20 protein-coding genes and 1 pseudogene are annotated in these 20819 nt (G+C 69.1%); 17 read left to right on the top strand and 4 right to left on the bottom strand.

All coding sequences use genetic code 11. The annotated features are described in order from the left end of the window. From ABZU99_RS06765 to ABZU99_RS06730, 8 genes are all read left to right on the top strand, one after another. Nucleotides 1–633 (top strand): riboflavin synthase, encoded by a 633-nt coding sequence (locus tag ABZU99_RS06765; protein ID WP_356043512.1) that lies wholly within the window; start codon nt 1–3, stop codon nt 631–633. Beyond that, nucleotides 630–1982 (top strand): bifunctional 3,4-dihydroxy-2-butanone-4-phosphate synthase/GTP cyclohydrolase II, encoded by a 1353-nt coding sequence (locus ABZU99_RS06760; protein ID WP_355941335.1) that lies wholly within the window; start codon nt 630–632, stop codon nt 1980–1982. Before ABZU99_RS06765 ends, ABZU99_RS06760 begins: the two co-directional genes overlap by 4 nt. Nucleotides 1983–2067: 85 nt before the next feature. Next, a complete protein-coding gene (gene ribH / locus ABZU99_RS06755; RefSeq protein ID WP_355941338.1) occupies nt 2068–2553 on the top strand; it encodes a 6,7-dimethyl-8-ribityllumazine synthase in 486 nt (161 codons plus the stop codon). A gap of 36 nt (nt 2554–2589) precedes the next feature. Then, the gene (locus ABZU99_RS06750) at nt 2590–2862 is read left to right on the top strand and encodes a phosphoribosyl-ATP diphosphatase (protein ID WP_355941565.1); all 273 of its coding nucleotides are present in this window, start codon (nt 2590–2592) and stop codon (nt 2860–2862) included. A 48-nt stretch (nt 2863–2910) separates the two neighbouring features. Beyond that, nucleotides 2911–3759 carry an ATP phosphoribosyltransferase gene (gene hisG / locus ABZU99_RS06745; protein WP_356043508.1) on the top strand — a complete coding sequence of 283 codons (849 nt, stop codon included), beginning with the start codon at nt 2911–2913 and terminating at the stop codon, nt 3757–3759. Nucleotides 3760–3820: 61 nt separating this feature from the next. Next, the gene (locus ABZU99_RS06740; RefSeq protein WP_356043505.1) at nt 3821–4285 is read left to right on the top strand and encodes a PH domain-containing protein; all 465 of its coding nucleotides are present in this window, start codon (nt 3821–3823) and stop codon (nt 4283–4285) included. A 210-nt stretch (nt 4286–4495) separates the two neighbouring features. Next, nucleotides 4496–5863 carry a hemolysin family protein gene (locus ABZU99_RS06735; RefSeq protein WP_356043879.1) on the top strand — a complete coding sequence of 456 codons (1368 nt, stop codon included), beginning with the start codon at nt 4496–4498 and terminating at the stop codon, nt 5861–5863. Continuing rightward, nucleotides 5860–6990, top strand: a complete 1131-nt coding sequence (locus ABZU99_RS06730; RefSeq protein ID WP_356043502.1) for a hemolysin family protein — start codon at nt 5860–5862, stop codon at nt 6988–6990. The genes ABZU99_RS06735 and ABZU99_RS06730 overlap by 4 nt, the downstream gene beginning before the upstream one ends. A gap of 18 nt (nt 6991–7008) precedes the next feature. On the opposite strand, the gene ABZU99_RS06725 is transcribed toward ABZU99_RS06730, so the two are convergent. Beyond that, nucleotides 7009–8904: an AAA family ATPase gene (locus ABZU99_RS06725; protein ID WP_355941349.1), complete on the bottom strand. Its 1896-nt coding sequence runs from the start codon at nt 8902–8904 to the stop codon at nt 7009–7011. Nucleotides 8905–9315: 411 nt separating this feature from the next. Further along, nucleotides 9316–9945: a hypothetical protein gene (locus tag ABZU99_RS06720; protein ID WP_355941352.1), complete on the bottom strand. Its 630-nt coding sequence runs from the start codon at nt 9943–9945 to the stop codon at nt 9316–9318. A gap of 174 nt (nt 9946–10119) precedes the next feature. Between ABZU99_RS06720 and ABZU99_RS06715 the strand changes: the two genes are divergently transcribed. Next, nucleotides 10120–11529: a peptidase C39 family protein gene (locus tag ABZU99_RS06715; protein WP_356043499.1), complete on the top strand. Its 1410-nt coding sequence runs from the start codon at nt 10120–10122 to the stop codon at nt 11527–11529. Between the two features lie 64 nt (nt 11530–11593). After that, nucleotides 11594–11915: pseudogene (locus ABZU99_RS06710) on the top strand (IS5/IS1182 family transposase); the annotation flags it as partial. 278 nt (nt 11916–12193) lie between these two features. On the opposite strand, the gene ABZU99_RS06705 reads toward ABZU99_RS06710, so the two are convergent. Both ABZU99_RS06705 and ABZU99_RS06700 read right to left on the bottom strand, forming a co-directional pair. Then, entirely contained in the window at nt 12194–12325 is a 132-nt protein-coding gene (locus ABZU99_RS06705; RefSeq protein WP_356043496.1) for a hypothetical protein, read from the bottom strand. Between the two features lie 106 nt (nt 12326–12431). Continuing rightward, nucleotides 12432–13433, bottom strand: a complete 1002-nt coding sequence (locus tag ABZU99_RS06700) for a LacI family DNA-binding transcriptional regulator (RefSeq protein WP_356043491.1) — start codon at nt 13431–13433, stop codon at nt 12432–12434. 239 nt (nt 13434–13672) lie between these two features. On the opposite strand from ABZU99_RS06700, the gene ABZU99_RS06695 reads away from it, so the two are divergent. From ABZU99_RS06695 to ABZU99_RS06665, 7 genes are all read left to right on the top strand, one after another. Beyond that, nucleotides 13673–14407, top strand: coding sequence for a PfkB family carbohydrate kinase (locus ABZU99_RS06695; RefSeq protein WP_356043489.1), 735 nt, complete (start codon nt 13673–13675; stop codon nt 14405–14407). A 111-nt stretch (nt 14408–14518) separates the two neighbouring features. Further along, nucleotides 14519–15985, top strand: a complete 1467-nt coding sequence (locus ABZU99_RS06690; protein WP_356043487.1) for a nicotinate phosphoribosyltransferase — start codon at nt 14519–14521, stop codon at nt 15983–15985. A 139-nt stretch (nt 15986–16124) separates the two neighbouring features. Next, entirely contained in the window at nt 16125–17219 is a 1095-nt protein-coding gene (locus tag ABZU99_RS06685) for an LLM class flavin-dependent oxidoreductase (RefSeq protein ID WP_356043484.1), read from the top strand. 69 nt (nt 17220–17288) lie between these two features. Then, the gene (locus ABZU99_RS06680) at nt 17289–17672 is read left to right on the top strand and encodes an NIPSNAP family protein (RefSeq protein ID WP_355941368.1); all 384 of its coding nucleotides are present in this window, start codon (nt 17289–17291) and stop codon (nt 17670–17672) included. A 158-nt stretch (nt 17673–17830) separates the two neighbouring features. Further along, nucleotides 17831–19336: an aldehyde dehydrogenase gene (locus ABZU99_RS06675; RefSeq protein WP_356043481.1), complete on the top strand. Its 1506-nt coding sequence runs from the start codon at nt 17831–17833 to the stop codon at nt 19334–19336. Continuing rightward, complete coding sequence (locus ABZU99_RS06670; protein WP_355941374.1) at nt 19333–20022, top strand: HAD-IB family phosphatase; 690 nt, start codon at nt 19333–19335, stop codon at nt 20020–20022. The genes ABZU99_RS06675 and ABZU99_RS06670 overlap by 4 nt, the downstream gene beginning before the upstream one ends. Further along, nucleotides 20022–20786, top strand: coding sequence for a glutamine amidotransferase (locus ABZU99_RS06665; protein ID WP_355941377.1), 765 nt, complete (start codon nt 20022–20024; stop codon nt 20784–20786). The genes ABZU99_RS06670 and ABZU99_RS06665 overlap by 1 nt, the downstream gene beginning before the upstream one ends. Nucleotides 20787–20819: the final 33 nt, after the last annotated feature.

The following is a 20819-nucleotide window of genomic DNA, read 5'->3' as shown; positions in this document are numbered from 1 at the left end:
GTGTTCACCGGAATTGTCGAAGAACTGGGTGAGATCGTCGCCATCGAGAACCTCGGCGACGCGTCCCGCTTCCAGGTGCGCGGCCCCGTCGTCACCGAGGGTGCGAAGCACGGCGACTCCATCGCCGTCAACGGCGTCTGTCTCACCGTCGTCGACATCCACGAGGGCGGCGGGGGCGCCGAGTTCAGCGCCGATGTCATGGCCGAGACCCTCGACCGCTCCAGCCTCGGCGCGCTCGCCGTCGGCTCCCGGGTCAACCTGGAGCGCCCGATGGCACTCGGCGGGCGGCTCGGCGGCCACCTCGTCCAGGGCCATGTCGACGGCACCGGCACGATCGTCGAGCGCAAGCCCTCCGAGCACTGGGAGATCGTGAAGATCTCGCTGCCCGCCGGGCTGAGCCGCTATGTCGTCGAGAAGGGGTCCATCACGGTCGACGGCATCAGCCTGACCGTCGTCGACGCGGGCCCCGACTACTTCACCGTCAGCCTCATCCCGACGACGCTCGCGCTCACCACGCTCGGGGTCAAGCAGGCCGGGGACCCGGTCAACCTCGAGGTGGACGTGCTCGCCAAATACGTGGAGCGGCTGCTGGGCCGGGACACCGGCGCCCAGGACAAGGAGGCCATCGCATGAGTGAGGCATACGCGGTCACCGAGCCGCAGCCGGCCCCGACGACCACCGCCGCACCGCTGCGGGCCGCGCGCGGCACGAGGGAGTGGCCCGACGAGCTGGCGCTGGACACCGTCGAGCGGGCCATTGCCGACATCGCCGCGGGCCGCCCGGTCGTGGTCGTGGACGACGAGGACCGGGAGAACGAGGGCGATCTCATCGTCGCCGCCGAGACGATCACCCCGGAGATCGTCGCGTTCATGATGACCGAGTGCCGCGGGCTGATCTGCGCCACCCTGGACGCCACCGACATCGCCCGGCTCGATCTGCCGCAGATGGTCGAACAGAACTCCGAGTCCATGGGCACCGCCTTCACCGTCTCGGTCGACGCCACCGCCGGGCACGGCGTCACCACCGGCATCTCCGCCGCCGACCGGGCCACCACCCTGCGGCTGCTGGCCGCCCCGGACAGCACCCCCGGCGACTTCGCCCGCCCCGGCCACATCTTCCCGCTGCGCGCCCGCCCCGGCGGCGTGCTCGCCCGCAACGGCCACACCGAGGCCGGGGTCGACCTCGCCCGGCTCGCGGGGCTGCGCCCGGCGGCCGCGATCGTGGAGATCGCGGGGGAGGATGGTGCGATGCTGCGCCTGCCCGAGCTGGTCGCCTTCGCCCGTAAGCACGGTCTGGCGATCATCTCCATCGAGGACCTGATCGCCCACCGCAGGCCCGCCGAGCCCCTGGTGCGGCGCGAGGCCGAGACCCGGCTGCCCACCGCCTTCGGGGACTTCCGGGCGTACGGCTACCGCGCGACCACCGACGGGGTCGAGCACATCGCACTCGTCCAGGGCGAGATCGGCGACGGCGAGGACGTCCTCGTGCGGGTCCACTCCGAATGCCTCACCGGCGATGTCTTCCACTCCCTGCGCTGTGACTGCGGCCCCCAGCTGCACGCCTCGCTGGAGCGGGTCACCGCCGAGGGGCGCGGCGTCGTGCTGTACCTGCGCGGCCACGAGGGGCGCGGCATCGGGCTGCTGTCCAAGCTGCGCGCCTATGAGCTCCAGGAGCTGGGCCGGGACACCCTGGACGCCAATCTGGAGCTCGGCCTGCCCGCCGACGCCCGCGACTACGCCGCGGGCGCGGAGATCCTCGCCGACCTCGGCGTGCGCTCCCTGCGGCTGATGACCAACAACCCCGAGAAGACCACGGCGCTGGTCCGGCACGGGCTGCGGGTCACCGGCAGGGAGCCGATGCCCGTCCAGGCCGGGGAGCACAATCTGCGCTATCTGCGGACCAAGCGGGACCGGATGGGGCATGACCTGCCGTGGCTGGACGGCGACCGCGCGGAGCCCGTGTGCGCCTGCGGCAATCAGTGAGCACGCCCAGTACACCCAGCACATCCAGCACACCCAGCACACCCAGTACACCCGTACGTATGAAAGATCTGCACCGAGGAGAGACGTGAGCGGTAAGGGTGCCCCCGAACTGTCCGTGAAGAACTGCGGGGACCTGCGCGTCGCCGTCATCGCCGCACAGTGGCACGAGAAGGTGATGGACGGGCTGGTAGACGGCGCCCTGCGCGCCCTCGGCGAGCTGGGCATCGACGAGCCCACCCTGCTGCGGGTGCCCGGCAGCTTCGAGCTGCCGGTGGTCGCCAAGGTCCTCGCGGGCCGCGGCTACGACGCGATCGTGGCGCTGGGCGTCGTCATCCGCGGTGGCACTCCCCACTTCGACTACGTCTGCCAGGGCGTCACCCAGGGCCTCACCCAGGTCAGCGTGGACACCGGTGTCCCCATCGGCTTCGGGGTGCTGACCTGCGACACCGAGGAGCAGGCCCTGGACCGGGCCGGGCTCGCCGGCTCCAACGAGGACAAGGGCCACGAGGCGGTCACCGCCGCCGTCGCCACCGCCACCACCCTGCGCTCGGTCGCCGAACCCTGGCGCTGAGTGGTGGCGCCCCACCCAAGTAGGATGACGGACATCATGTCCAAGAAGACGTTCGAGGAGCTCTTCACCGAGCTCCAGCAGAAGGCCGCCACGGCGGACCCCGCCACCTCCCGCACCGCCGAGCTGCTCCAGGCCGGTGTGCACGCCATCGGCAAGAAGGTGGTGGAGGAGGCGGCCGAGGTGTGGATGGCCGCGGAGTACGAGAGCGACGCGGCCACCGCCGAGGAGATCTCGCAGCTCCTCTACCACCTCCAGGTGATGATGGTCGCCCGGGGCCTGACCCTCGACGACGTCTACGCTCACCTCTGACTCACCCGTATCCCAGCCTGTCCCTCGCGACCGAAGGAAAGAACACTCATGCTGCGCATCGCCGTCCCCAACAAGGGTTCACTCTCCGAGCCTGCGTCGGCGATGCTCCATGAGGCGGGCTACCGGCAGCGGAAGGACCGCAAGGAGCTCGTCCTCGTCGACGCCGACAACGGGGTGGAGTTCTTCTTCCTGCGCCCCCGGGACATCGCCGTGTACGTCGGCTCCGGGCGGCTGGACATCGGCATCACCGGCCGTGACCTGCTGCTGGACTCCGGCTCCCAGGCCGAGGAGATCATGCAGCTGGGCTTCGCCGGGTCCACCTTCCGCTACGCCACCCGCCCCGGCACGGCCAAGGACGTCAGCGAGTTCGGCGGCATGACGGTGGCCACCTCCTTCGCCGGCCTGGTCACCAAGCACCTCGCGGACCACGGTGTGGACGCCGACGTGGTGCACCTCGACGGGGCGGTCGAGACCGCCATCCAGCTCGGCGTCGCCGAGGTCATCGCCGATGTCGTCGAGACCGGCACCACCCTGCGCAACGCGGGCCTGGAGATCATCGGCGAGCCGATCCTGGAGTCGGAGGCGGTCGTCATCCGCCGCACCGGCGACCCCTCCGACGATCCCAAGGTGCAGCAGTTCCTCCGCCGGATGCAGGGCGTCCTGGTGGCCCGGCGCTACGTGATGATGGACTACGACATCCGGGTCGAGCAGGTGGAGCGCGCCGTGGCGCTCACCCCCGGCCTCGAGTCGCCCACCGTCTCCCCGCTGCACCACGAGGGCTGGGTCGCGGTCCGCTCGATGGTCCCGGCCAAGGACGCCCAGCGGATCATGGACGAGCTGTACGAGCTGGGGGCGCGGGCGATCCTCACCACCGGCATCCACGCCTGCCGCCTCTGAGCCCGCCGCCTCCGAGACCCCTGCCGCCCCTTCCCGCTTCCTCGCACGAGAGACCGACCACGTGTCCGCCGCCGCGCCCCCGCCCGCCCTGCCCGTCACCTTCCGGCCGACCAGGACCCGTGCCGTCCTGATGGCCGTCGGTGTCGCCGTTGTGATCGTCCTCACCGCGATCGGGCTGCTCCTGGAGAACCTGACCCCGGGCCAGAAGACCAGCTTCATCGTCACCGGACTGCTGTTCTTCGGGGTGCTGGTGCTGCTCTGCCGCCCCAAGGTGGTGGCCGAGGCGGACGGGGTGACCGTCGTCAACCTCACGACCAAGCGGCGCTTGGAGTGGGCCGAGGTGCTCCGGGTCAATCTGCGCCCCGGTGACCCCTGGGTCTACCTGGACCTGGCCGACGGCACCAGCCTGCCCGCCATGGGCATCCAGCCGGGCATCGCCAAGGCACAGGCCATCAGCGACGCGCGCGCCCTGCGCGCGCTCGCCGAGCGGCACGGCACGGGCCGGGCCGGTGACACAAGCCACTGATCGGCCCTGGGGGCCTGCCCTCCCCAGCCCATCCTTGATTACTCTGTTGCCCGGGGCCGAACGGTGCCCCACCCCGCCGTCAGTCTGCCCGCGCTCCGCGCGCGCAGCCGGCGGGCTTTCCCTGCGACCCGAGGAGTGACTCCCTCCGCAGATGGACGGATCGTCCTGTAGTACCTGCGCCGCCGCCGACCACAAGGCGGCGGCATGAGTATCACCCTGTCCCTCCTGCTGCTTGCCGCGGCACTCGTCCTCATCCTCGCCAACGGCTTCTTCGTGGCCGCCGAGTTCGGCCTGGTCACCGTCGAGCGGCAGGACGCCGAGCGCGCGGCCGACGAGGGCGACCGGCGCGCCCGTACCGTCGTCAACGCGCTGCGCCAGCTGTCCTTCCAGCTCTCCGGCACCCAGCTCGGCATCACCATCACCTCGCTGGTCGTCGGCATGCTCGCCGAGCCGGCGCTCGGCCGTCTGCTGACCCCGCCGCTGGACGCGGTGGGACTGCCGCACGGCGCCGTCCCCGGCGTCGCCGTCGTGCTCGGCATGCTGGTGGCGTCCGCCGTCCAGATGGTCATCGGCGAGCTCGTGCCCAAGAACTGGGCGGTCTCCCGGCCGCTGCAGGTCGCCCGCTTCGTGGCGGGCCCGCAGTACGCCTTCGCCCGCTTCTTCCGGCCCGTCATCGCCCTGCTCAACACCGTCGCCAACCGGCTGGTGCGGGCCCTGGGCGTCGAGCCCACCGAGGAGCTGGCCTCCGCCCGCACCCCGGGTGAACTGGTCTCGCTCGCCCGCCACTCGGCGCGGGCCGGCGCGATCGAGCAGGACACCGCCGATCTGTTCGTCCGGACCCTCTCGCTCGGCGAGCTGACGGCCCAGCATGTGATGACCCCCCGGGTGCGGGTCAGCGCGCTCCAGTCCTCGGCGACCGCGGTGGACGTGCTCAACCTCACCCGCGCCACCGGGCTGTCCCGCTTCCCCGTCTACCGCGACCGGCTGGACGAGGTCATCGGGATGGTGCACCTCAAGGACGCCCTCGCGGTGCCCGCCGAGGACCGGCTGCGCACCTCCGTCCGGCGGATCGCCCGGCCCCCGCTGCTCGTCCCCGAGACGCTGCCCGTCCAGCCGCTGCTGGAGCGGCTGCGCAACGAGCAGCCGATAGCCGTCGTCGTCGACGAGTACGGGGGCACGGCGGGCGTCGTCACCCTGGAGGACATCGTGGAGGAACTGGTCGGCGAGGTCCGCGACGAACACGACGACGCGGCCGCCGACACGCCCGATCTGGTGCCCACCGTCACCGACGACGGCCGCCCCGCCTGGGACGCAGACGGCGGCTGCCGCGTCGACGCGCTGCGCCGCATCGGCCTGGAGGTGCCCGACGGGCCGTACGAGACCGTGGCCGGACTCGTCGCCGATCTGCTGGCGCGGATCCCCGCCCCCGGTGACATCGCCGAGCTGCCCGGCTGGAAGCTGGCCGTCCGGCAGGTCGGCCACCATCGCGCGGAGCTGGTGCGCATCGTCCGCACGAAGACGGGTACGCCCCTCATCCAGTCCGGTGCCGCCGCCAGGGAGAAGGTGAACGGCCGATGAGCCTCGTACAACTCCTGTTCGCCGCCCTTCTGGTGCTCGCCAACGGCTTCTTCGTGGGCGCCGAGTTCGCCCTCGTCTCGGTGCGCCGCAGCCAGATCGAGCCGCGCGCGGCCGAGGGCTCGGGGCGCGCCCGGACGGTCCTCACCGGCCTGGAGAGCCTGCCGCAGATGATGGCGGCCGCCCAGTTCGGCATCACCGTCTGCTCGCTGACCCTCGGGGCGGTCGCCGAGCCGACCGTCGCCCATCTGCTGGAGCCGGTCTTCCACGCCGTCCATCTGCCCGAGCAGCTTGTGCACCCTCTCGGCTACGCCGTCGCGCTCGCCTTCGTCGTCTGTCTGCACCTGGTCATCGGCGAGATGGTGCCGAAGAACCTGGCCATGGCGGCGCCGGCGAAGACCGCGCTGTGGCTGGGCCCCGGGCTGGTCGCCTTCGCCCGGCTCTGCCGGCCGGTCACCGCGCTGCTCGGGGCCTGCGCCCGGCTGGTGCTGCGGCTGTTCCGCGTCGAGCCCAAGGACGAGGTCGAGGCCGTCTTCACCAGTGAGCAGCTGACCCATCTGGTCGAGGACTCCCACCAGGCCGGGTTGCTCGACCCCGGCGAGCACGAGCGGCTGGCCGACGCCCTGGAGCTCGGCAGCCGCCCGGTCACCGATGTGCTCCTGGACCCGGCGGGGCTGGTCACCGTCGACCCCTCGGTCACGCCCCGGCAGATCGAGGAGCTGACGGTGCGCACCGGTTACTCGCGCTTCCCGGTGCGCGGGCCCGGCGGCGCCTTCATGGGCTATCTCCATGTGAAGGACGTCCTGGACCTGGAGTCCCCCGAGCGGGCCGTGCCGCAGCGGGTCTGGCGGCCCATCGAGACGCTGCGGGCCGAGCTGCCGCTGGACGACGCCCTCACGGTGATGCGCCGCGCCGCCTCCCATCTGGCCGCCGTCGCCGACGCTTCGGGGAAGGTACTGGGGCTGGTGGCCCTGGAGGACGTCCTGGAAATGCTGGTCGGCGAGGTCCGCGACCCCGCCCACCGGGACGAGGACCGCGGACGGGTGCGCGAGCCGCGCGGTGCGTCCACGACCGGGGGCGCGTCCTCGGCACCGCCGTCGGCGGACGAGCGGGCGATGGCGGGGCGGTAGGCGCGGCAGGGACCGGAGCTACACCGGCGGGGGGTCCTGGGGGTCGCGGTACATGGGGCCGCGACCGGACAGGACCTCCCCGTACGCCTGCATCAGATCCGCCAGCCGCAGGGTGGCGAGGTCGTCACGGGTCGGCGTCCCCGTCCAGCCGGACAGCCGCAGATCCCGGTACGCACAGCTCTTCTCGTACAGCGTGCGCAGAAACCGCCCGTTCCCCAGCTCGTCGATCCAGCCCTGATCCACCACATGACCGCTGATGCTGCGCAGCTCCTCGACGGACTCCTCGTCCCACACATCGCCGTTCTCGGCGGCGAGCACCTCCCCGATGCGGGTGAGTTCGAGCGGGCGGTAGCTGGGGAAGTCCACGCGGGTGGTGAAGCGGGAGCCGAGGCCGGGGTTGGCGGCGAGCAGCCGGTCCATGCCCTCGGGATAGCCGGCGAGGATGACGACGAGCCGGTCGCGATTGTCCTCGGCGCGCTTGAGCAGGACCTGGAGCGCCTCGTCGCCGTAGGCGTCGCCCTTGCTGTAGCCGGAGTTGGACAGGCTGTACGCCTCGTCGACGAAGAGCACCCCGCCGAGCGCCGAGTCGATGAGCTCATTGGCCTTGACCGCCGTCTGGCCGAGGTATTCGCCCACCAGATCGGCCCGCCCGGCCTCGACCAGATGGTCGCCGCCGAGGAGCCCGAGGGCGTAGAAGACCCGGCCCAGGATGCGGGCCACGGTGGTCTTGCCGGTGCCGGAGGGGCCGGAGAAGACGAAGTGCCGCTTGGGCGGCTGGACCGGGAGGCCCTGCCCGGCGCGCAGCCGCGCCATATGGAGCTGTGCCGACAGCGCCCGCACCTGCCGTTTGACGGGCTCCAGCCCGACCATGCGCTCCAGCTCCCGCAGGGCGCTCTCCAGCATGACCGGGTCGGAGGGGCCGGGCTGGGGCGGCAGGCCGGACCGCTCTCGCGTCCCGCCCGCGCCCACCACGGAGGGGCCGATGAGCGGCGGGCCGTCGGGGCCTTCGCCGGCGGGCCGCGGATCACGGCCGTCCCCCGGATCGGGTGCGGCCGGCGGGTCGGCCGGGTCGGTGGTGGTGACCTCCCGGCCGTCCTGGCCGCCGACCCCCGCTAACGTGACGGCGGCCAGGTCCGCGGGCTCGTCCAGACCGTCGGACTCCGCTATCGCCGCGAGCCGCGCCGAGGTGTCCATGAAGGTGGGGTCGATACGGTGCACCGCGCGGTAGAGGGGGTGCGCGGCGGCGCTGCGCCCGGTGCCCTCATGGGCGCGGGCGAGCCAGTAGCGCAGCTCCTTGCGCTGGGGCTGTTCGCTGCGGCAGCGCATCAACGCGGCGGAGAGCAGAGGTTCGGCCTGGCTGTACATCTCCAGCCGGACCCGGGCCATGCCGCCGAAGAGCCCCGACTCGATGCCCAGGAAGGCATCGTCCAGCAGCGGTTCGGTGTGGCGCACCAACTGCTCCCAGTCCTTGACCAGGTAGGCGCGGCAGGCGTGCAGAAAGCGGGCCTGGGGATCGGCCTCCACGGGCGGGCAGCCGGCCAGCGCCCGGTCCAGCTCGGGGACATGGCGGCCGTCGAGCCAGTGCGAGGCGTGCGCGAGGAGCAGATCCCGGCTGGTCTCCAGCACCGGCTGGACCCACCACCCCAGCCAGTACCAGGAGTTGAGGGTGCGGCGATGGCGGGCGCGCTGCTCGCCGAAGCGGTCGCGGTGCCGGTACATCCGCAGCAGCGCGGTGGCGGTGTCGGCGCGCAGCGCGTGCAGTCCGAGCCAGGCGTCGGCCATGCCGGGGTCGTGCCGCACCGCGGTCCGGAACTCCTCCTCGGCCTGCGCGTACGCGCCCATCGTGTAGGCGTCGACGGCCCGCAGCCAGGCGAGATCGGCCGGGGCGTGCGAACTCTGCGTGCCGAAATCCATCACGTCCCCCACAACCCCTGCCCCCGTGGATGCCGCAGGGGCGACTGCCCCTTTTCGCATCGTACCTGCGCAGGCGGCACCGGCCGAGGGTGCCGGACGGTTGTTCGTCGCAATGGCACAAGGTCGGGCGGGTGTGCGCGGGGGCGTGTAAGGGGCGCGCAAAGGCCGGAACCACATGGTCACCCAGGGTGAGGGCGTGGCCGCGCAATCCACCCGAAAAGCGGCGACGGAAAGGCGGCGGAAAGGGCGAAGCCCCCGATCACGGGGGAACGACCGGGGGCTTCGCGTTCTGGGGCGACTCGCACGAGTCACACATTGGAAACGTAAGACCTGTATGGCCCCCGGGTCAAGCCGAGTTGAGGCACGCGTCACACGCCGGGGCGGGGGTGCGGGCGGGCCGGTCACACGGGATCACGCTGTGTGAGGCCGAGGGGCGTTTCCGTGGTTCGCAGCGGGCCCGGGTAGCACCTCGTACCCCGTCCTGCGCTCCAGAATCAGTGTTCCTGCGTGCGGACGCGAGGGGTCGGCGGCGAAATGCGCACGCTCGGCGGGCCGCCAGCCGTCCCAGAATGCGGACAGCTCCGGTCCGTCCCTCAGCTGTCCCCGGCGCCAGGACGCGAGGTCGGGCAGGTCCATCCACACCAGATGGGCCAGATACGGACGTACCGCGCGGCGGCCGCTGCCCACTCCCTCGAGCAGCACGACCGGGGCCGGGTCGAGCCGTCGCCGCGCGGCCGCGAAACGGCGCTCCACCCAGTCGTACGGCGCATAACAGGCGGCGGAGCCCCGGGCGAGCGGGGCCAGGATGCGCTCGTGCAACCGCCCGGCCCACCCGAACAGCTCCTCATGGGTGGCGAAGTCGTCGGTGTGCACCATGGGGGCGTCACCGAGTGCCGCCGCCAGCCGGGCGGCGAAGGTGGTCTTGCCGGAACCGGCGTGGCCGTCGACCGCCACCAGCCGGACCCCACCGCAGGAGGGCGGCAGGGCGAGCAGCCGCCGGGCGAGGGCATCGAGGGGGCCGGCCGGGTCCGAAGTCCGCATCGCCGACCACCTTACGGCCCCCCGGGCCCGTTCACTCCACTGGTCCACACCACTATTGACGACCGCGGGAGGCGGGGAACCACTGGTATGGGACCGCGTGCGGCGGCATAGTTGTGCGACCGTCGCGCGCACCCGCCGACCCAATGGACTGGACGACGACTGGGGGAACCCCGCATGACCGGATCCGGATTCACGCCTCGCCGCTCCGTACTCGCCGCCGCTCTCGGCGTCGCGGGGGCGGCCGCCGTCTCCACGACCGCCGCCGCGGCCTCCGGGGCGCACCGCCCGGACGCGGCACCGGCCGGGACCGCGGCGGGGAAGGCGGCGGGCAGGAAGGCCGGCCCCGTCGCGGAGTACCACGGCTGGAGCAGCCACGCCCAATGGCGGACCGGCGCCGCCAAGGGCGTGCGCGCCGAGGCCGGCGCCCGCCCCGGCATCGTGATCTCCCGCCCGCTCGGCACCGTGGACTACACCGATCCACACACCGGCACCAAGGCGGCGTGGGAGTACGCGACCTGGACCTCCCCGGTCCGCAAGCTCTCCGTCCCCGCGACCGAGGCCATCGTCTCCTGGAACGCCCGCACCCCGGCCGGCACCTGGATCCAGGCCGAGCTGAAGGGCACCTACTCCGATTCCACCGCGACCCCCTGGTATGTGATGGGCCGCTGGGCATCCGACGACGGCGCCGCCTCGATCCGGCGGACGTCCGTGGACGGCCAGAGCGACGACAAGAGCTCGGTGTGGACCGACACCCTCGCCATCGACACCCCCGGAAGCGGGCTGCGGCTGGTCTCCTACCAGGTGCGGCTCACCCTCTACCGCACGCCCGGCTCCACGCTCACTCCCACGGTGTGGCGGGTCGGCGCGATGGGCTCGGACGTCCCCGACCGCTTCGAGGTGCCCGCCTCGAAGCCGAGCCTGAGCGGCGGGCGCGAACTCGTCGTACCGCGCTACTCGCAGGAGACCCACAAGGGCCAGTACCCGGAGTACGACAACGGCGGCGAGGCATGGTGCAGCCCCACCTCCTCGCAGATGATCATCGAGTACTGGGGACGCAAGCCCACCGCCGAGGACCTGGCCTGGGTCAACCCGGACTTCGCCGATCCGCAGGTCTGCCACGCCGCCCGGTCCACCTTCGACTACCAGTACAACGGCTGTGGCAACTGGCCGTTCAACGCCGCCTACGCCGCCACGTACCGCGACCTGCAGGGCGTGGTCACCCGGCTCGGCTCGCTCACCGACGCTGAGAAGCTGATCAGCGTCGGCATTCCGCTGATCACTTCGCAGTCCTTCCTCAAGACGGAGCTGGACGGGGCGGGGTACGGCACCTCGGGCCATCTCATGACCGTCATCGGCTTCACCGCCGACGGCGACGTCATCGCCAACGACCCCGCCTCGCCCACCAACCAGGCGGTCCGCCATGTCTACAAGCGGCGGCAGTGGGAGAACATCTGGCTGCGGACGAAGCGCTACAACGCCGACGGCAAGGTGGTCTCCGGCACCGGCGGCGTCTGCTACCTGTACTTCCCCGCTAAGGTTTCTGCAGCTCAGCGGGCTGCACTGGCCAGCGTCGGGGTCCGCTGACGGACGACTGAAGGCCCCGACCTCTCCCGGTCGGGGCCTTCGAATCAGCTTGATCATTTTCGCCCAGTGGTCCAAAGCGCGGGTGTGGGCCCGGCTGCACCGTGTCATCCTCGACGAACTCGGTGTCCGTGGCGAGTTGGACTGGTCGCGCTGCGCCATCGATTCCGTCAGCGTCCGCGCCCTCGAAGGGGGCGACTGACGGGACCGACCCCGACCGATCATGGCGAACTCGGATCGAAAATCCACCTCATAGTCGACTGATCGAATCTGCCGATCTCCGTCGCTAACGCCTCGCCCTGCGGCCTCGCGTAACAGGCATACCTCCCATCCGCAGTCCACGCGGGCCACGACGCCGTCGACCATGCAAACTGCACGGAGACAAGGGCTCACCAACTGATACGACATCTCGCAATGCCAGTTACACCACTCGTTTGACAGTCCCGCGTGGTATAGCGGGCGATGCCGTAGGTCGATGGTCCAGGTTCCGGCAGCCTCGTTGTCGATGCGCGCACCGGTCGGCTGGATCCCCACCTCGTGCGTCTCGCTGATCGCGACGGTCACGGCGAAGAACGCGCTGAAGGCATCGGTGGGCGCGGTGCGTTCCAAGGCGCCATGGCGTGCTCGGAGGGGGCGACGGCTCAGTCGTTGTCTTCGTCGCACTCGCTCACGCTGCCCCGGCGGCGGTGCCCGCCCGGCCGATGGCGTCCCAGTCGATGTGCCGGGCACCACGGCGCTCGTGCATGGAGTCGATCTTGGTCCGGTCGATCGCGCCGTCGGCGCCGTACGAGGACGCCATCCCCGCGAGCGCTCAGCGGCGGCATCTACGGAGAGAATCCTGAGGGGCTGGTGCCCGGCCACACGGTCGGATGCCGGTTCCCCAGGCCTCGATGCCCGGACGCTACTCAGCCGGCGGGGAGCGGTCCTGTCGACTCTCGGATCTTCAGCGAGACCGACGAAGGCGGCGGAGAGGCCGGCTCGGCGCCGTCCACCATGCCGAGCAGCAGCTTGGCGGCCTTCACGCCCATCTCCCGCGCGGGCTGCCGGACGGTGGTGAGACCCGGAGTGAGGAGGGAAGCGAACGGCAGGTCGTCGAACCCGACCACTGAGACGTCCTCCGGCACCCGCAGGCCGGCGCGGCGACAGTAGGAGAGAGCACCGATCGCCATCAGGTCGTTCGCGCAGATCAGCGCTGTCGGCCGCTCGCCCGCGGGGCGGCTCAGGATCTCCGCGGCCAGTTGCTCGCCCGACGACATCCGGTAGTCGCCGACGAGCAGAGGTACGGTGTCGGGATCCAGCCCGGCGGCGGCGATGGCTTCGCGGTAGCCCGAGAGGCGCTGTTCGGCCGTCCAGAGCTCGAGCGGGCCGCTGAGGATGGCCAGTTGCTCGTGCCCGAGAGAGGTAACGTGGGCCGCGATCTCCCGCGCGCCCCGACGGTTCTGCGAGACCACGCACGGCAGGCCGAAGCCGGGGAGCTTCTCGTCAACGAGGACGACGGGACCGACCCGGGTCAGCTCCACCAGAGGCTCCATCCGCGTCTCGGCTCCGGACAGGTAGATGAGCCCGTCGAGCCGCTGGCTGCGCAGCAACCGGCTGTTCCAGGACTCGCCGTCACCGGTTGCCTCCGGCGTGCAGAAGACCACCAGGACATCCTTCTCGGACGCGGCCTGCTCCACTCCCTCGGCGATCATCGCGAAGTACTGGTTCGCCAGGTCGGGGACTACAAGACCGACGGTGGCCACACTGCGACGCTTGAGGTTGCGGGCCGACTCGTTCGGCAAATAGCCCAGCGCGCGGACGGCCTCCAGCACCCGTACGCGCCGGTCGGCGGCGACGGGTCCGCTGTCGTTGAGCACATAGCTCACCGTGCTGACCGCGACTCCCGCCCGCTCAGCGACATCCTTCATCGTGGGCCTGCGCGTCGGCATGGCTCCCCGAACCCCATCCCTTTATGTCGGTATGTCGCGCTCCACTCACGATCGCGTGAGACAACCATACTCGATTCTACCCAGCGACCGGCCCGCCTGATCGGTCGCACGGAGGCGACCGTCGTATCGTCCCGCGACAGAGCGTCTTGGGATAACGCTGTGGCTCCATCTGGAATACGCCGGAGGAAGCGGTGCGGCCCGTTGCCTCCCGCATTGCGGTGGACCGGATCGGGTGTAGAGCGTCCAAGCCGGTCACTGCGGTCGACACGACCGGTGCCGGCGACACGTTCAGTGGCGTACTCGCGAAGTGCCTGGCCAGTGGTGACGACACCGGGGCCGCTGTCCGGGCCGCGGCCACGGCCGTATCGCTGACTGTCACCCGTCGCCCGCGCCCGGTCCGGGGTGCCTCAAGCGGCACGGATCGAGTGGGCCGACGCCGGGCGCACGCGACGACTGCAGCGGGGGCCTACGGGAACAGCCGGGCCGCCGTCGACGCCTTCGCTTCGGCCTGGGCCGTCGGGAACGTGGACGCGCTGATGGCCCTGATGGCGCCGGAGTGCGAGTTCCAGCTCTCGGTGGGTCCCGAGTCCGGCGTCCGGTCCGTCGGTCGTGCCGAGGTCGAGCGAGATCTCCGGATGCACCTCGCCCCTGCGGCGGGCCGGCGGCCGGAGGCTGTCGGCACGGGGAAACTCTTCAGCGACCACTTCGCGGTCACCCGGTGGACGATCCGCGCGATCGGCGGGGACGGGCAGACGTCCGAAGCCCACGGCTGCGACGTCTTCGAGCTGGACGGCGACCTTGTCCGGGTCGAGGACGCCTGCCCCAGGGCCAGGAGCACGGATCTCCTAAGCCACCTGACAACCGATCGAAACGAACCGTTTACACGGTGGATCTCTCTGTGCGACAGTGACCGACTAGAAAGGTTTCTACAAGGCAGATCGATGATCGGATGAGGGTGAAATGGGCGGTTCAGGTCGACTGCTCCACCTTCGTGTTAGAACCGTTAATAGTCCGCTGCGGCCGACTCGGCCGTCAGAGGGCCACCCAGAGGGAGGGTGCAACCGATGTCCTTGGGCGAGCAGTTCGACAACATCATCATCAACACCGACAACTACAAGCACTGCCACTATCCGCTGTACCCGCCGGGCACTGAGTACATCTCGTCGTACATCGAGTCCCGCGGCGGCACGTACCCCGTGACCATGTTCGTCGGCCTCCAGGCCTTCATACGCGACTACCTCATGCGCCCGGTGACGCTGGAGGATGTCGACGCGGCGGAGTACCTCATGCGTGAGCAGGGGATGCACTTCAACCGCCAGAACTGGTTGGGCGTCATCAACGACCACGGCGGCTACCTGCCGGTGGAGATCGAGGCAGTCCCCGAGGGCACGGTCCTCCCCACCCGCAACGTCCTCGTGCAGCTCGTCAACACCGACCCGAAGTACTACTGGGCGACCAGCTTCTTCGAGACGGCACTGCTGCGTGCAGTGTGGTACCCGACATCGGTCGGCACCATCAGCTGGCTCACGAAGCAGGTGATCCGGACGGCCCTTGAGCGCACCTCCGACAACGAGCACCTCGTGCGCTTCATGCTCCACGACTACGGTGCACGCGGTGTCAGCTCGCAGCAGTCTGCTGCACTCGGGGGCATGGCGCACCTGGTGAACTTCAACCAGAGCGACACAACGCCAGGCATCCTCGCCGCGAAGCGCTGGTACAACGCCGTCGCGCCGTCCAACTCCGGCCCGAACTCCGAGCACGCGGGATTCACAGCCTGGGGCCGCGACCATGAGGTCGAGGCGATCCGGAACATGCTGGAGACGCACCGCGACCACGGTGTCGCGCTGGTCCTCACCGACACCTACGACCACGAGAACTGCGTCAAGAACATTCTCGGCGGTGAGCTGAAGGAGATGGTCCAGAAGTTCCCCGGCTTCGTGGGAGCGCGCCCCGACTCCGGAGACGTCGTGCAGGTGACGGCCGACACGACCGAGTGGCTGATGGACTCCTTCGGCTACGAGACCAACAGCAAGGGCTTCAAGCTGCTGCCTCCGTTCATCCGGGTCGTCCAGGGAGACGGCCTCACAGCGACGAGCCTCCGAGACGTGTTGATCGAGCTCGAACGCCGTGGTCTGGCCGCAGACAACGCAGTCTTCGGCATGGGCGGCGGTCTGCTTCAGCACGTCAACCGCGACACGATGAACTTCGGCCAGAAGGCCAACGCCGTCTGCGTCGACGGCGAGTGGCGCAACATTTCCAAATCCCCGACCGGTGCCGACTTCAAGGTGTCGAAGGCCGGCCGACTGGCTCTCATCAAGGAGAACGGCGAGTACAAGACAGTCCCGCGGGACTCGGTCGCCCCCGAGCAGAACCTCCTCCAGCCCGTCTTCCGCAACGGGAAGCTCCTGAAGAAATGGGACTTCTCGGAGCTGGTTGCCGCCAGCGAGGAACCGGTGCCGCAGAAGTGGTACGAGAGCTGGATCGCTCCGATGCTGGAGACCACTCCGGCCGTGGAGCCGGTCGCCACCTGAACCCACAGATGCACGGGGCGTGGATGATGCCGTCCCGGGCATCGTGGTTTCCGAACGTTGCCGTGGATGACTGGGGCCGGGCGCGTCGGCAACCGTTTCCGGCCCCTGGTCAAGAGCGAACACAGTTGAGGAGTGCACGATGGCAATGAAATTCTGGGTAACGGCTCCGTTCTTCTACCCGGACATGACTCGGCCCTGGTCAGAGGTCTTGGACAGCATGATCAGGATCGTCGATGCCGCCGAGGAGCTCGGCTTCGAGGGGATCACGATCAACGAGAACCAGTTCCAGAACTACGTGAGCAATCCCTCGGCGATGATGTTCGCGGCGGTTGCAGCAGCGCGGACCGAGCGGCTCAGGATCGTCCCGGGCGTTGTCGTCCTGCCGGCCTACAATCCGCTCCTGGTCGCCTCTGAGATGAGCCTCCTGGATCATCTCGCGCCGGGGCGAATCGGCATCGGTGTGGCACGCGGCGGCAGCCGGTTCCAGCTCGACCGGCTCGGGGTGAAGCCGGAGAACCAACGTGCGCTGTACGAAGAGGCGCTGGAGATCGTCCGTCGCCTCTTCACCGAGGACGACGTGTCCTATGACGGTCAGTTCTTCTCGTTCCCGCCGACGACCCTGGTTCCGAAGCCGACGACGAAGCCGCACCCCGAAATCTGGGTCGCATCGCAGAGCACCAACGGTGTCCGCAGGGTCGCCCAACAGGGCCTGAACCTGATCACGGCGCCGAATTACGGCAACTTCGAGCCATACGGCGACCTGGAGGAACTGATCGAGAGTTACAACGACGAGATCGCCAAGACCGGGAATCCTCGCGGAGAGGTCATGGTGCTCCGCCACACCTGGGTCGGTCGCACCGAGGAGGAGGCGTTGGAGTACTTCGATGACGTGGTGAATGAGTACAACTACTATATGGCGCTGGTCAAGGGCCCCGGCACCGTCGATACGCGCGAAGGCCGCCTCGCCACTCGCGACGTGGGCGAGAGCCGTGACTTCGTGCACCGCGGGAATATGCGGCCTGAACAGCACTCCTTCTCCAAGGACAACCTGCAAGAGAAGTACGCCGACCCGGTGCTCACCACGCCTGATCGCATGATCGAGCGGTTCAAGGCCTACGAGAGGATGGGAGTGGACCACCTGGCATGCCTCATCGCGGTCGGCATGCCCACCGACGCGATCATCAAGAACATGGAGATGATGGCTGCCGAGGTCCTTCCTGCGTTCGCTGACTAGCGTCGCTCGTTCCGCCGGTGAATCTGAGGCCGTGAGCGGGACAAGAGGGCGGCACCACCGTCCTCCGCCGTGACGGGTCAGAACTCGAAGACAGCAGAGGAAATCAGCAAGGTGATCTACGAGGTGCGCGAGTACGTCCCGGTGCCGGGTCGGCTGGGAGATGTCGTCGACCTGTTCAGGTCAGTCGTGATCCCACTCTTCCGCAAGCACAGGATGGAGATTACCCAGGCGGGTTGCACCACCATCGGTGATAACTCCTTCAACGAACTCGTCTACACGATGAGGTTCTCCGACTTGGCTGAGCTGGAGCGTAAGTGGGGGGCATTCCTCGCGGATCCTGACTGGGCGTCAGCGCTGGCCACTCGCGAGGAGAACGGCCCGCTCTACCAAGCCATCCGCCGGCGGGTAGTCGATTCCGCACTCTTCGACGAGGTGCTGAAAGACTTTGTCTGACCCCGCAGTCACACACCCTCAGGCCGCCCGCTGGCGGTACTCGACCGCGGAGACGGTGCTCCACCGCCGAACGGGTGCGATGCGATGAAGGTCCGGTCGGCAATTGATGACAACCACGAGTACTGCCGCAGCCGAACATTTGGAGGTCAACGATTCCCATGACGACCAAGACAACAGGATCGCCCATCGCGAACTCAGAGAAGTTCTACATCGATGGGAAGTGGGTCGACCCGTCGACGAACCACACGATCGACGTGGTCGAAGCCTCGACGGAGGAGCTGTACTTCACTGTCGCTGAGGCCGAAGCGGCGGATGTCGCACGAGCAGTGGGAGCGGCTCGCCGAGCCTTTGACGAAGGTCCGTGGCCACGGATGTCGCCGACCCGGCGGGCGGAATACCTCCGCGCCATTGCCCAGGCTGTTGCTGAGCGCGTCGATGACATGGTCCAGTTGTGGCCACGTGAGTCAGGCGTCATCGCCCGCGTGGTGCCGGCTGTCATGGAGGAGGTCCCGGCGGCGTTCACCTACTACGCCGATCTCGGCGATCGGTACCCGTTCGAGCAGGAGGCACCCACCAGCTCGGGTGAAGGCTTCGGGATGATTGTCGGCGAGCCCGTGGGCGTCGTCGGAGCGATCATCCCGTGGAACACGCCGATGCATCTGATCGCGTACAAGCTCGCCCCCGCGCTGCTCGCCGGGTGCACGGTGATCGTCAAGGCGTCCCCCGAGGCTCCAGGGGCCGCGTACGTGATCGCGGAGATCGCCGAACAGGTCGGGCTCCCCCCGGGTGTTGTGAACGTGCTCACCGCCGACAGGGAGGCGTCCGAGACGCTGGTGAGCGATCACCGCGTCGACAAGATTACCTTCACCGGTTCCACGGAGGTCGGTAAGAGGATCGCCGGGATCATGGCCGAGCGCATCGGGCGATACACACTTGAGCTCGGGGGCAAGTCGGCGGCCGTCATCCTCGAGGACATGGACATTGCCGAGGCGGCGGACAGCCTGACCGGCGGTACATGCTTTCTCTCCGGCCAGATCTGTGCATCGCTGACCCGGATCATTGTGCCTCGCCATCGGCATGACGAGATGGTCGAGGCCCTCGCTGACCGGTTCTCTCGGATCAAGGTCGGGAACCCGTTCGACCCCAGCGTCGAGATGGGGCCGCTGACCTCACAGCGGCAGCGTGAGCGGGTCGAAGGCTACGTCCAGATCGGCAAGGACGAAGGAGCGACTCTCGCGTTCGGTGGCAGCCGACCCAAGGATCTCAACCGGGGCTGGTTCATTGAGCCGACGGTCTTCGGGAATGTCGACAACTCCTCGCGGATCGCCCGGGAGGAGATCTTCGGACCAGTGATTTCAGTCATCGCTGCGGCGGACGAGGAGGACGCGATCCGTGTCGCGAACGACTCGGTGTTCGGCCTCAATGCTGCTGTGTTCACCCGTGACGCGGCACGTGGCCGAGAGGTGGCCAGGCGTTTGCGCGCTGGGACTGTCGGACAGAACGGCAACCGGGCGGACTTCGGGATCGGCTTCGGGGGCTTCAAGCAGTCGGGGATCGGGCGTGAGGGTGGCGTCGCGGGTCTGCTCCCGTACCTGGAGAACAAGACCATAGTGCTCGACCAGAACCCGCGTCTCTCCTCATCCGAAGAGCAGCTGGGAAAGTGAACAACTCCGCTGAGACCGCTGCCGTCGGTTGCCTCCACGTCTTCGACATGGACGGCACCCTCCTGAGGAGCACCGCCACCATCGAACTGGCCCGTCAGATGGGCCAGCTCAAGGCTGGGCGGGAAATCGAGAAGAAGTGGGTCGAGGAGAAGATCTCGGACACCGACTTCTGGTTGCGACTCCTCGACATCTGCAAAGGCGCAACCGCTGCCGACCTCGACGAGGCGTTCCAGAACGCGCCCTGGATGAAAGGGATCGCCGGAACCTTCGCAGATATCCGATCTCGCGGTGAGGAGGTGATCGTGATCTCCCAGTCGCCGACGTTCTTCGTCCGCGGGCTCGAGCTCTGGGGAGCCGACGAGACCTACGGCTCGGCCGTGGAGTTGGGAAGCCCGCTGGGGGACTCAGCCACGCTGATGCCAGAAGAGAAGGTGGCGATCACCGAGTCGGCCCTCGCTGCTCGCAGCCTGAGCGCGGATGACTGTGTGGTTTACGGGGACTCCTCCAGCGACGTGGGGCTCTTCAAGGCGTTCTCGCACACGGTCGCGGTGAACCCGACGCCCACTTTGGCGCCACTGGCCGCGACGAGCTACGTGGGGACCGACATTCGCGAGGCGTACGCGATGGGTCGCCAACTCCTCGCTGCATCAACCAGAAAGCAATCAGAGCAAGGAAGTCCAAACTGATGAGCGTTACCGGGTCGTCGATCAAGGTCCTGTTCGTGGGAGAGTCGTGGGTGAAGCACACGATCCACATGAAGGGCTTCGACCAGTTCCACTCGACCGAGTACGAAGAGGGCGCGGGGTATTTCCTTGACTGCCTCGATGACGCAGGCTTCGACGTCAGCTACGTCCGGGGCCACGAGATCACATTGCGGTTCCCCCGCTCGGCGGAGGAGCTCGACGAGTTCGACGTAGTCGTCATCTCCGACATCGGATCCAACTCCTTCCTGCTGCCCGACGAGTCCTTCCTGAGGTCGGAGAAGTCGCCAAACCGGCTCGGCCTGGTGGCGGATTTCGTCCAGCGAGGCGGTGGCCTGGTCATGGTCGGGGGGTATCTTTCCTTCACCGGGATCGACGGTAAGGGCCGATACGGCATGAGCCCGCTTGCCGAGCCGCTGCCGGTGACGATGCTGCCGTATGACGACCGTGTCGAGAGGTCGGAGGGCGTCGAGGTGGAGGTCTGCGAGCCCGATCACCCGGTCCTCGGCGGCACGCCGTCCGACTGGCCGCACCTGCTCGGCTACAACAAGCTCATGGCGAAGCCAGACGCCACCGTCGTGGCGCGGGTGGGCGAGGATCCGATGCTGGTCGTCGGTGAGTACGGCCAGGGCCGGACGGCTGCGTTCGCCTCCGATCTCGCTCCGCACTGGGCACCTCCGGAGTTCCTGGACTGGCCGCACTATGCCGGGATGTGGACGGCCATGCTTTCGTGGACCGCACAGGCGTAGGCAGCGCGGACGCTTGCCGAACAGGTGCCGAGA

Source organism: Streptomyces sp. NPDC005266, assembly GCF_040607655.1.
Taxonomy (GTDB): domain Bacteria; phylum Actinomycetota; class Actinomycetes; order Streptomycetales; family Streptomycetaceae; genus Streptomyces.
Note: the sequence above shows the minus strand (reverse complement) of the source record. Positions and strands in the feature narration are given on the sequence as shown.